The sequence below is a fragment of the Pseudomonas sp. FYR_5 genome (assembly GCF_043106315.1).
GTDB lineage: Bacteria > Pseudomonadota > Gammaproteobacteria > Pseudomonadales > Pseudomonadaceae > Aquipseudomonas > Aquipseudomonas putida_Y.
In genome coordinates, this window is sequence record NZ_JBICMK010000114.1 from 1 (window position 1) to 12,049 (window position 12,049).

9 protein-coding genes are annotated in these 12,049 nt (G+C 61.1%); 5 read left to right on the plus strand and 4 right to left on the minus strand.

Translation table 11 applies throughout. From position 1 onward, the window contains the following. Positions 1 to 133: 133 nt before the first annotated feature. Positions 134 to 679 (plus strand): cytochrome b, encoded by a 546-nt coding sequence (locus tag ACF8RA_RS23860; RefSeq protein WP_176684492.1) that lies wholly within the window; start codon positions 134 to 136, stop codon positions 677 to 679. Here ACF8RA_RS23860 and ACF8RA_RS23865 read toward each other — a convergent pair. Both ACF8RA_RS23865 and ACF8RA_RS23870 read right to left on the minus strand, forming a co-directional pair. After that, positions 670 to 1,563 carry a 1-aminocyclopropane-1-carboxylate deaminase/D-cysteine desulfhydrase gene (locus ACF8RA_RS23865; RefSeq protein WP_135192511.1) on the minus strand — a complete coding sequence of 298 codons (894 nt, stop codon included), beginning with the start codon at positions 1,561 to 1,563 and terminating at the stop codon, positions 670 to 672. The two genes, ACF8RA_RS23860 and ACF8RA_RS23865, sit on opposite strands and share 10 nt — an antisense overlap. 277 nt (positions 1,564 to 1,840) lie before the next feature. Further along, the gene (locus tag ACF8RA_RS23870) at positions 1,841 to 3,877 is read right to left on the minus strand and encodes an FAD-dependent oxidoreductase (RefSeq protein WP_392488475.1); all 2,037 of its coding nucleotides are present in this window, start codon (positions 3,875 to 3,877) and stop codon (positions 1,841 to 1,843) included. Positions 3,878 to 4,203: 326 nt separating this feature from the next. Between ACF8RA_RS23870 and ACF8RA_RS23875 the strand changes: the two genes are divergently transcribed. The 4 genes from ACF8RA_RS23875 to ACF8RA_RS23890 all read left to right on the plus strand — a co-directional run bounded on the left by ACF8RA_RS23875 (position 4,204) and on the right by ACF8RA_RS23890 (position 9,458). Beyond that, a complete protein-coding gene (locus tag ACF8RA_RS23875; protein WP_245354941.1) occupies positions 4,204 to 5,436 on the plus strand; it encodes a TULIP family P47-like protein in 1,233 nt (410 codons plus the stop codon). A 25-nt stretch (positions 5,437 to 5,461) separates the two neighbouring features. Then, positions 5,462 to 7,105, plus strand: a complete 1,644-nt coding sequence (locus ACF8RA_RS23880; RefSeq protein ID WP_176684496.1) for a TULIP family P47-like protein — start codon at positions 5,462 to 5,464, stop codon at positions 7,103 to 7,105. Positions 7,106 to 7,294: 189 nt separating this feature from the next. Next, positions 7,295 to 8,413 (plus strand): nitrilase-related carbon-nitrogen hydrolase, encoded by a 1,119-nt coding sequence (locus ACF8RA_RS23885; protein WP_392514221.1) that lies wholly within the window; start codon positions 7,295 to 7,297, stop codon positions 8,411 to 8,413. Between the two features lie 4 nt (positions 8,414 to 8,417). After that, positions 8,418 to 9,458 carry an AraC family transcriptional regulator gene (locus tag ACF8RA_RS23890; RefSeq protein ID WP_392488471.1) on the plus strand — a complete coding sequence of 347 codons (1,041 nt, stop codon included), beginning with the start codon at positions 8,418 to 8,420 and terminating at the stop codon, positions 9,456 to 9,458. Positions 9,459 to 9,885: 427 nt separating this feature from the next. Here ACF8RA_RS23890 and ACF8RA_RS23895 read toward each other — a convergent pair whose 3' ends face one another. Both ACF8RA_RS23895 and ACF8RA_RS23900 read right to left on the minus strand, forming a co-directional pair. Beyond that, entirely contained in the window at positions 9,886 to 10,767 is an 882-nt protein-coding gene (locus tag ACF8RA_RS23895) for an alpha/beta fold hydrolase (protein WP_392519642.1), read from the minus strand. Between the two features lie 355 nt (positions 10,768 to 11,122). Continuing rightward, positions 11,123 to 12,049: a LysR family transcriptional regulator gene (locus ACF8RA_RS23900; RefSeq protein WP_392514210.1), complete on the minus strand. Its 927-nt coding sequence runs from the start codon at positions 12,047 to 12,049 to the stop codon at positions 11,123 to 11,125.

The following is a 12,049-nucleotide window of genomic DNA, read 5'->3' on the forward strand; positions in this document are numbered from 1 at the left end:
TGCCCGCGAAGGGGCCGGTGGCTGGCAACACAATTTTCACAGACCCAGCGCAAAGATTCGTTTCTGGTAACCATTACAATGGTTCCTGAGCGCCAGCAAGAGCGCCATTCCGACCTGATGACGAGGACCGATCATGGTTTCATCCAACCCCGCGACCCATTACGCGCGCCTGTCCATCGCCCTGCATTGGCTGATGCTGGTGTTGCTGGCCGCTGTCTATGCCCTTATCGAACTGCGTGGCCTGTTCCCCAAGGACAGCGTCGAACGCAACCTGATGAAGGACCTGCACTTCATGCTGGGGCTGAGCGTGTTCGTGCTGGTCTGGCTGCGTCTGGCCATGCGCCTGAGCCGCCCGACTCCGCCCATCGTGCCAAAACCACCAGCCTGGCAGACCGGCCTGGCGCACCTGATGCACCTGGCGCTTTACCTGCTGATGATCGGCTTGCCGCTGGCCGGCTGGCTGATTCTCAGCGCCGCTGACAAACCGGTACCATTCTTCGGCCTGGAGCTGCCACATCTGATCGGCCCGAATCCGGACCAGGCCAAGTTCATCAAAGGCTGGCATGAGCGTATTGGCAGCTGGGGCTACTGGCTGATTGGCCTGCATGCACTGGCCGGGCTTTACCACCACTATGTGCAGCGCGACAACACGCTGTTGCGCATGCTGCCCTACAAGTAACCACGTCGGCCCTGCAGGCCACCTGTGTGTACGAAGATCAGGCGGCTGCCGGGCTTGAACAGCCCGGCAGCAACCTGATCACGCAAGGCCAGCAGAGCCTTGCCGGTATAGAGGGCTTCGAGCGGCACGCCAGTGCGCCGCTCGCAATCGGCGATGAAGGTCAGTAGCTCATCGTCGAATTTTCCGAAACCGCCACGGCAGGCGTCGTGTAGCTGGTAGCCGTGCGTGCCGGCCAGTGCTGCCACCGTCTCTGGCACCCCATGATCCCTGGGCACTGCCAGCGCACCATGTACGGCATGTGCACCCGCCTCGGCCAGTACAAGGCCGGCCAAGGTAGTCCCCGTTCCGGCAGCCAGCCACCAGGCGTCATGGTCTGACCAGCCCAATCCCGCGATCTGCGCGCGCGCCTGCTGCATGATCAGTGCGCAACCCTGCGCACCGGCCAGCCCGCCGCCCCCTTCGGGGATGCAGTGCCAGCCTGGATAGCGCGCTTGCCAAGGTTCCCAGAAGCCGGGTTCGTTGCGTGCACGGTAGCCGCCGTAGCCTAGCCAATGCAGTTCCATGCCCAGCGCCTGCAGGTCACGCACGGTTGGCGTGTCCTGGGCATGGCCGCGTAACAGGCCGACGGTGGCGAAGCCGAAACGCTTGCCGGCAGCGGCCAAGGCGTGCAGGTGGTTGGAATGGTTGCCGCCGAGGCTGATCAGGCCTGGGGCATTGCTGGCGCCAGCCTGTTGCAGGTGGTGGCGTAGTTTGAACCACTTGTTGCCGCTGATCAGCGGGTCGATCAGGTCCAGGCGCAGAATGGCGGCCTGGACCTGGGCTTGATTCAGCCAGGGTAAGTCCAGAAATTGCAGCGGGGCTTGGGGGAGGTCGAATACATGCATGGATCGCAGTTTACAGGGTAATCCCGCAAGCGCTTGTAATCGATGAACTCGCCCCGCCAGGGCATTACAGTGCCAGGGTGGACGCGCATCAGTGGTTCGACGCAGGCATCGACGGCCCGGTACAGACCGTCGTTGGAGCGGGTTCACCCGCGAAAGGGCCGGGCCTGCTGGCCAATCTCCACTCGCCGTTCACCGTTGCCACCGCCATCGAATTCGCGGGCATGCCCGCTCCCTCCGTTTACCGTGCAGGTATCGGGCTCACGCAGCCCCGACGCCCTCAGAGTTCGGCCGCCAAGCGCGAGCCTTGGTTGATCGCCCGTTTGGCATCCAGCTCGGCCGCCACATCCGCGCCGCCGATCAGGTGCACCGACTGCCCCGCCACCGCCAGCCCTTCCTGCAGCTCGCGCAGCGGATCTTGCCCGGCACAGATCACCACGTTATCCACTGCCAGCACCTGCGGCTCGCCGCCGTCCACACGAATGTGCAAGCCAGCATCGTCGATACTCAGGTACTCGACGCTGTTGAGCATCTGCACCCCTTTGTTTTTCAACCCGGTGCGGTGAATCCAGCCAGTCGTCTTGCCGAGCCCGTCACCCACCTTGGACTTCTTGCGCTGCAACAGGTACACCTGCCGCGCCGGAGCATGCGGCTCGGCCTTGATCCCGGCCACGCCACCTCGCGCCTGAAGCTGGGTATCGATGCCCCACTCTTTCCAGAATGCCCCTCGGTCCTGACTGGTGGCCACGCCCTGATGCACCAGGTACTCGGACACATCGAAGCCGATACCTCCCGCGCCAATCACTGCCACCGACTTGCCCACCGGCTTGCGCTCGAGCAGCACGTCCAGGTAGCTGAGCACCTTGGCATGCTCCACGCCCGCAATGGCCGGGGTACGCGGGGCGATGCCGGTAGCCAGGATGATTTCATCAAAGCCGCCATCCACCAGTGCCTGCACATCGACGCGGGTATTCAGCCGCAGGTCGACACCTGTGCTGTTGACCTTGTTGCGGAAGTAACGCAGCGTTTCAAAGAATTCTTCCTTGCCCGGCACCCGCTTGGCCACGTTGAACTGGCCACCGATTTCGCTGGCGGCGTCAAACAGGGTCACCGCGTGGCCCCGCTCAGCCGCCACGGTGGCCGCCGCCAGGCCAGCCGGGCCGGCGCCGACCACGGCAATGCGCTTCACCGCACGTACAGGCAGGTAGTTGAGTTCGGTCTCGTGGCAGGCCCGCGGGTTGACCAGGCAACTGGTCAGTTTGCCGCCGAAGGTGTGGTCCAGGCAGGCCTGGTTGCAGCCGATGCAGGTATTGATTTCATCCGCGCGACCGGCAGCGGCCTTGTTGACGAAGTCAGGGTCGGCGAGAAACGGTCGGGCCATCGAGACCATGTCGGCATCGCCCTCGGCCAGCACCGCCTCGGCCACTTCCGGGGTGTTGATGCGGTTGGTGGTGATCAAAGGAATGCTCACCACGCCCCGCAACTTGGCGGTGACTTTGCTGAAGGCCGCACGCGGCACTTTGGTTGCGATGGTCGGAATGCGCGCCTCGTGCCAACCGATTCCGGTGTTGATCAAGGTAGCGCCGGCCTGCTCGATGGCCTTGGCCAGCAGCTCGATCTCGTCCCAGGTGCTGCCACCCTCGACCAGGTCGAGCATCGACAGGCGGAAGATGATGATGAAATTCGGACCAACCGCGTCACGCACCCGGCTGACGATTTCCACTGCCAGGCGCATGCGGTTTTCATAACTGCCACCCCAGCGGTCGGTGCGATGGTTGGTGTGCGCGGCCAGGAACTGGTTGATGAAGTAACCTTCCGACCCCATGATCTCGACACCGTCGTAACCGGCACGCTGGGCCAGCACGGCACAATTGACGAAATCGGCAATTTGCTTCTCGATTCCCTCCTCGTCCAGCGCCTTGGGCTTGAACGGGTTGATCGGCGCCTGGATCGCGCTAGGAGCCACCTGTCGTGGGCTGTAGGCGTAGCGCCCGGCATGCAGGATCTGCAGGCAGATCTTGCCACCAGCGGCGTGCACCGCCTCGGTGACGATGCGGTGCTTGTCGGCCTCTTCCTCGGTGCTGAGCTTTGCCGCACCGGAATACACCCCGCCTTCATCATTGGGCGCAATGCCGCCAGTGACCATCAGGCCAACACCACCGCGGGCGCGCTCGGCAAAGTAAGCTGCCATGCGCTCGAAGCCGCCGGGGCGTTCTTCGAGGCCGGTGTGCATCGAGCCCATCAGGGTGCGGTTGCGCAAGGTGGTAAAGCCCAGGTCCAGCGGGGCAAGCAGGTGCGGGTAGCGGTCGGCGGCCATGGAAAGGTCCCCTGATGGCGTGATCACGGAATGCGGGCACCTCACTGGGTGGCGGGCCCCGTCGTTTGTCTGCCTGCGACATTAAACAGCCGTTTGAATTGCCTCAATGATCAAAAATGACAAGTTAATGATCATTATGAACAGCAGAGTCAGCACCTGTCGGGAAGGCTCCAGATCTTCAGCGCTATAAGGTTCGCCTGGCTTGATCGCCAAACAGTCTCCCCGCGCATTTGCCAGACAACGCGGCTCTGCCAGACTCTTCAAGCACGTTTGATCATCCACCCATGGAACGTGGCGCCTACTCAGTGCGCCCGGAGGGTTCGCTCATGCTGACAAAAGGATGGGACACCATCAGCATCGTTCGCCAAGAGAGCGTGAACAGTGACCTGGCAGCCAGCTGGAACAGCCTCGACCACGAATTTTCCTATACCTCGGATGAAGGCTACGCCTGCCACGGGGTGTTCGACTGCTGGTCGGTCGTCAACGGTGGCGGCGGTCGCTTGCTGCGCCTGCGCATGCCTATACGCTCAGGCTTTTTCGAGGCCAGTGGCACCAGCCGCTCGCTGGCTAGCGCGGTTGCCATCATCGAGGTCACCCTGTCGCTGTTGCCACAAGGCGACGGCCAGATGCAGTTGAAGTCGGCCTTCCTGCGCAAGGCCGGAGCCACTCAACCCCTGCAGGACAACGAAGGTGGCTGGCTACGCGGCATCACCCTGCAAGACCCCGACGGCTCGCTAGGCCCTTTCGCCACCGTGGTGCTGGACTGTATCTGCAACTACCTGGTCGAGCATCCCCTACAGTTCACCCACACCTTCGCGACCATCAACTTCAGCAAAGCCACCGCCCCGGAATGGGCCAGACCACGCAAATGCACCTATGCCTACCTCGATTCGGGTTTCCTGGCGATCATGGCCGTATGTACCGAGCGCGACATCAGTGAGCTGCCACTGGATATCGATGTGTCAGGCATCAGCCAGGGTGGGCAGTCGAGCTACGTGCTGTCTCCACGCCTGGTACTGGAGCACCTGGTACTGCCCGGGCTGCTTCAGCTTTACCAGGGCGCCACGGCGCAGGACTACCGCGTCGACAATACGCAAATGGTCAACATACCGACCTTGCGCATGAAGGCCATCAAATCAGGGGCGATCTGGTACACCCCCGTTGTCTTCGCCGGCTGCAACCCTGCACGAATGCTCGGTGACTTCATCACCGTCGACTATCAGGGCGACTGCGACCTGCACGCAGGCATCGACATGAAGTGGAACGGCTGGCTGAGGATGAAGCTGGTGCTCGATGGCAACACCATCACCTTCGTCAAGCAGTCGTCCGACTTCAGAAAGGAAGTGCATATTCCCTGGTACCTGGCCTGGCTCTCGCCCATCGTCAGCCTGATCACCCACATCGTCACTGCTGTGATCTCCGACGACCTGATCAATGCCATCGCCGCGCGTGGCGGTTCGGTCAAGGCCGACACCATCGATTGCGTGTCCTGGAGCAACGACACGCATACCGCTTCGTCGAGCTACCTCGCCGAGGCCCTTGTCATCAACTACGTGTGACCCCACCACCACAAGGAGCCGTATCATGAGCAATGAAAGCAAGGTCATGCTGGCCGGGTTTGCCCAGCCCATCTCGCTGCGCCTCGATCACCTCAATGAAACCGCGCGCCAGACCCTGCGCGAATCGCCGCTGTACCGCAACGCGGCGCTTGTACACAGTTCCGAAGACACCTTGCGCTCCGCGCAGTTACTGACCAATGCCGGAACGCTGGCCAGTACGGTCACGACCAATGGCTGGGATACCGTGAGCATCTGCCGGGTCTCTGCGCTCAACCAGCGCATCGCCCTGGAAAAAACCTACCCTGCCAACATCGACGCCGGGGTCGACAGCTTCTCGCTCAAGGCCGACTTCGACGCCTGGTCGATTACCACCGGCGGCGACGGACGCAATGTCAAGGTACGCATCCCCTTCGGCTCAGGCACATACAAAGGCCTGAATGGCAAAACCTACCAGGTCCAGGGGATGTCCGCGGATGTCTATGTCAAGCTCAGTTACTTCCCGGCGCCTAATCCAGTATCAGCTTCAGACGGCACGTACGAACTGCAAGTCAACACCCAGGCGACGGACCCGGATGACCCGATCGCTGCGGTGATTGCCCTGAGGGACCCGAACAACGTCTTGAGCGGCATTGACCAGAGCGTGATGCGCGGCGTACTCGAAGACTGGCTGAACCAGCCCGAGAACCTGAAGAAGTTCGACACCCTGTTCAGTACCGTACTGATCAACAACATGGGCAAGGAAAGCGAGGAATTCAAATGGCTGCGGGCCACCTCCATGAGCTATGCCTATACCGACAAGAACAGTGAGGAAAGCAGCATCTTCGGGGTGCTGGCCATGACCAACGAGCGTGACTCCACCGGGTTGCCGAACCAGTTGCCTGCCGTGATGCTGGCTGCGGACAATAATGCCAACTTCCTCATCAGCCGGGAGATCTTCGTCAAGTACCAACTGCTGGCGGCATTGCCGTTCATCTTCGAAGGCACCACCGAAGCCAACTTCACCCTGGATGCAGCGGGCACATCCATCACTGCCAACGACCTGAAGCTCGACAGCGTCAAGTTTGGTGCCATCACCTATCATCCCGTGGCTGAAAAGTTCGATATCAACTTCGACGAGTCCTATATCCGTACCGAATGCAAGGTACGCACCGACATCTCACCCGGTATCGTGGCCTATACCCGCATCGTCACCAAGCAGACGCTACAACTGGGCGTCAACGACAAGGGCGAACAGGTGATGGTATATGCCATGGTCGGAGACCCGGATGTCCAAAACACGACAGACATCGCCACCTGGGTGGTCGTCACCGAAGCCATCCTAGGCGCGATTGCCGCCGTGGCCACCGCGGTGGCTGGTGGTGTGGGCGGCAAGGTGATGGCATTGATCGTCGGCATCATCGCAGCGTTGGTGGTGGCCATTGTCAGCATCGTCATCCACGTGATCATCGAACGCGTGGTGGCGGGTGGGGTAACCAACAACATTCCGTCCATAGCGCCCATGGTCAAAGTGGCGGCGAACCAGGTCAAATGGCCATTCAGTGAACCCGATGCCTTTGTCCTGACCGACATCACCTACTCCGGTGCGCTGATATTCGGCGGCTCGCTCAAGTTGCTCGAGAAGTTCTGCATCCAGGACAAACGCCTCGCCCTGGCGACGCTGGCCGCCTGACCTTGCCAACACAACCCCGGGCCCCGACGCCCGGGGTTCGTTGCACGCCCACCGCCATTCCTTTGGTATGATCAAAAGTCGATTGTGCATGGATCAATGCAGTGCGCTGCTCAGACCGATCAAAAGGCTCGAGATTGCGGCTTCATCGCTCCGCCTGGCCACTCCACTTTTAGCGAATACCCACGCTTGATGCGAAAACTCCTGGCAAGCGCCCTGGCGCTGGTGATGATCGCCGCCGTCTGCGGCTACGGTTTCTGGACCCAACAGCGCCCGGAAGGCCACTACCTGTCCGACCTGCGCATCGAACTGGCGCTTAACCATGGCGTGCCGGGCGAGCACGGCAACCTGCTTGGTATCGAGCCGCTGCTGTACCCGGGCGACTATCAGAACCTGCAACGCCTGCACCGCAAGCTCGCCGCTTATCTGGAGCAAGCCCGTGCCCAGGGGCTGGTGGGCCCGCGCACCGTGGTGGTGCTGCCGGAACATATCGGTACCTGGCTGTGGGCGCGTGGCGAGAAGAACGAGCTGTACCAGGTCAGCCACAGCCGCGAGGCCCTGCAATGGCTGGAGCTGAGCAACCCGCTTCGCTATGGCCTCGCGGTTCTTGGCGCTGACGGCGACGACTGGCGTGCCGATGCGCACTTGCGCATGAAGGCCGAGCAGATGGCCATGGACTACCAGCAACTGTTCGGCAGCCTGGCCAAGGAATTTGGCGTCACCCTGGTGGCCGGCTCGATCGTGCTGCCCGAACCCTTTGTGAAACAGGGCGTGCTGCATGCCGGCCGTGGTCCACTGTTCAACAGCAGCGTGGTGTTTGCAGGCGATGGCTCGCTGTTGGGCCAGCCGCAGCGCCAGCAATTTCCCGACAGTGAAATGCGCCGCTACGTCCACGAAGGCCGCCAGCACCCGCTTCAGGTGGTGCAGACGCCGGCCGGTCGCTTGGGGGTACTGGTAGGCAGCGACAGCTGGTACCCGGACAACCACCGACAACTGACTGAACAAGCCGTACAACTGGTCGCCAACCCGGCGTTTCTCAGTGGCAAGGGCAGCTGGCAAGCACCCTGGCGGGGAAATCGCCACCAGGATGCCAGCGCCGGGCTGGCCTTGCAGCGCGGCGAAGTCAGTGCACAGACGGCCTGGCAATGCCTGACCGAAGTGACCGGAACCGGCATCAGTAGCATGAGCGTGTTCATGCGCGGACAGTTCTGGGAACAGGGCAGCAGTGGCCAGGGCTTTGCCCGCCAGTCGGGAGCGCTGCTCGCCGGCACCCCAAGCCCAGGCGCCCGTCTGCTGAATGTGTGGCTGTAAGCCCATGGCCCGCCCCCGTGTGCGCCTGGGCGAACTGTCGGTTGGTTTTGTCCAGCCTTTGAGCGAAGCCCTGCGCGAGCTGGGCCACGACCCTGAACCATTGCTGCGCCGCTACGGCCTGGACGCTACACGCCTGAGCGAGGCCGGCGCACGCCTGTCCATCCCCCGCTACATGCACCTGGGCCACGCCGCCATTGAAATGAGCGGTGAGGCCGCTTTAGGCCTGCGTATGGGGCGCCTGAGCCGACTGGCGCATACAGGTCTGGCCGGGGTCACTGCGGCCCAGGCCCCCAACCTGGGTGAAGCCGCGCGCACCCTGCTGCGTTTCGAGCCGCTTTACGCGGCCAACTACCGCGGCCATTCCAGCTTTCAGGAAGATGACCAGGGCGCCTGGCTGCGTTTCTACTCCATCAGCCCCTACAACGACTACAACCGCTTCGTGGTCGACTCACTGCTGGCCGGTTGGCTGGCCCAGTTAACCGACCTTGCCGGCACCCCGGTGCAAGCCGAACGCCTGGACATCGAGTTTGCCGCGCCCTCCTATGCTGCGCGCTATCAACCGCTCTGCAGCACACCTGTGCAGTTCGCCGCCGACGGCAATCAGCTGCGCCTGAGCCGCGCCACCTTGCAACTGGCCAACCCCGGGCATTGCCCGAGTACCTGGCAGCACCTGTTGCAGCTGTGCGAAGCAGAGTTGCTGCAGCGCACGCGGGTGCGCAGCCTGGGTGAGCGCATTACTCACCTGCTGGGCCCGCTGCTCAATGGCGGCCGTGAACCGGATCTGGAAGAAGTGGCGCAGCAACTGCAACTGCCAAGCTGGACCTTGCGCCGCAAGCTCGCCGAGGAAGGCACGCGTTTTCGCGACCTGCTCAACGAAACCCGGCGCGACCTGGCCGAGACCTACATCCGTGACACGGCGCTGGCCTTTGGCGAGATTGCCTATCTGTTGGGGTTTGCTTCGGCCGAGGCCTTCCAGCGCGCATTCAAGCGCTGGACGGGCCTCACGCCGGGGGAGTTCCGCCGTAGCCAGCGGCAGCCGGGCTAGAGTTCGGTGGCGTCGTCGGCCGGTTCCGGGGTGTCCAGTTCGTAAGCCTGGGTTTCGAGTAGTTCTTCCTGGTATTCGTCCATTGCCCTGCGTCCTCTTTGCTCATTTTGCCTTTGTAGGTATCACCTTCAGCCTAAGCAGGTGGGATGAAGGGATGATGACAAGCTTATGATCCGGTACTTAGGCTCTGTACCATTTCCAGAGTAGACGGTTCTGAGGCGGTGGAGAAAGCAGCACCAGCCCATCATTGAACGCATTCCACCAAAAGTGGCAAAGCCAACCGATGTTCAACTGTCAGGTACGCCATGCTTCAACTACGCGCTTCGTCAGAAAGTCCGGACTGGCCATCCGCGATGGCCAGATTCTGAAACAGGATAGATGTTCACGTTAAAGTTGTGTGGCCCCTCAGCGAGTCAAGCCGGGGCGCTCAGTCCTTGCTTGCGTAGACCCGGTCGGCAAACCTGGAAATCGCATCAGCCATTTCCTTCGGTCGCTCAGGAGCCAACGCATGACCCGCGCCGGCAATTACCTGATGTTCAACGCGATCACCCAACATGGATTTGAGGATATCGGGAATTACCACGGCGTCCTTTTCAGCCTGAAGGTCCAGAATGGGCACTGTGTTTCCGGCAGACCAGTAACTTTCAACGGCCGTGGTATCCCGGGCGTGATCCTGAGCCACATGGGTTTTGTCATACCAGCCAGTCAGCCAAGCCCGCGCATCATTACCAGGGGCGAAGAATGCCAGTTCAAGGTACTTGAGACGCTGAGCTTCAGGCAAAGCATAATTCCCCGCGCCCTTGATGGCCTCAACCATCCTGCCGTAGGGCTTCTCCGACGATCCCGGAGGCAACTTGCCAATAGAGGCGGCAGCCAATACAACGCCTTTCACAAGATCTGGGCGATCAACCGCCAGGACCCGGGCTGGCTGACTTCCCCAGGCGTGACCGACGACAATTGCAGGCCCGGTGTGTGCTTTGTCCATCACCAGCGCAACATCGGCAGCAAAGTCGTGCAACGTCGGCGTGTCCATGGGAGCCTGGCTTCCATTGACACCCCGCGGCTCAGGTCGAATGACGCGGTAGCCATCATCAGCCAAGTAACTGGCTACCTGATCGTAGTCGTGAGCGCCACGGCCCTTGGACGGCAGGATGACGATGGTTTTTCCAGAGCCCTGGACCAACGCCTCAATGTGGACATCGCCCTTGCTGGCAGTCAGGACGGATACGTCATTCCTGGCGTGGGCAAACTGGCTAGCCAAGCAAAAACCTAACAGCGTCAGTGAAGTCGCAAAGTATGTAGAACGCATGGTCTATACCTCTTGTTTTTATCTGAGATGCGGAGGCGGATACCTTCCTCGCTGACAGCAGACTATGCATTTAACAAACCTTGACAAATACCATGTATCGATAGCTACTCATGAATATTGAGCATGGCTCTTTTTCAGGGTGCCTTGACGGTGAAATACCCGTTCGGGCACTAGGCTCTGTACGAAAAGTCTTGAGACGCAGGTCAGGCAAGGCGAAAACAGCCGAGGAAGCGGAGTGTACTGGAGTACATGAGCATTCCGAGGCTGTTTTCAACGCAGCATGAACAAGTATCAAGGCTTTTCGTACAGAGCCTAGAGGTCTGATACCGAGCGTGCACAGGTCCGAACACGTCTTTCACTGCGCCAGCCAGTGGGTTGCCTCTTTCCAGGCACCCGCCGTAACCAATTCCTCCAGGGCCTCTAGCAAGATTTTTTCATAGCTCAAGGCCAGACGAGAGCTGCGTCGCTCGCGTAGTCTGGTCAATGAGACGGTTGAACGGATACCAGGCCTTTCAATTGCGTGACCTACCAACGCACGACTGTTCATGTCGTCTTGAACAGCCGCATGCGCGAGAATCGAGTAGCCAAGCCCCTCAGCGACCAGCCGCTTTGTCAGGCTAACGCTATCTACCTCAAGCACGACATTCAGACGGACTGCGTTTTGCGCGGCGACCTGCTCCACCAGGCGACGGTTGCTATGCGGCAACCCTGGCAAAATCAAAGGAAAATCGCCAAGCGCAGTCAGGCGAACGTTACGCGAAACCTCGCCGGGTGGGCCAACCAGCACCATCCGCTCGCTGAACAATGGCCGTACGTCAAATGCCTCGACCAAGGGTTGGTTGTAAACAACCGCCACATCGATGCGGCCCTCCAGCAACCATTCCTGAAGCGATGTGCTGAGGCCTTCGAGCGCGTGCAGCGACGCCTTTGGCCATCGCTCCTTGAATTTACGAATCAGTTGAGGGCCGACAATCGATCCAATCGCCGGGGGTAGGCCTATCGCCAGATGTCCCCGCTCCTCATCCGCTGTGTTGCGCACATGGTCTGCCGTGTCTTCCATATAACGCAGCATGACTTCTGCGCGCTCCAGCAAACGAGCGCCTGCTGCCGTCAGTTCCACACCTCTCCCATGCCGAGTGAAAAGCTCGACCTGCAGTTGCTCCTCCAGCTTTGCAATCTGTCGACTGAGCGCCGGCTGGGCGATGAATAACTCCCTCGCAGCACGGCTGAATCCGCCGCATTGGGCAACCTTGACGAAGGAACGAAGCTCACGGATATCCAC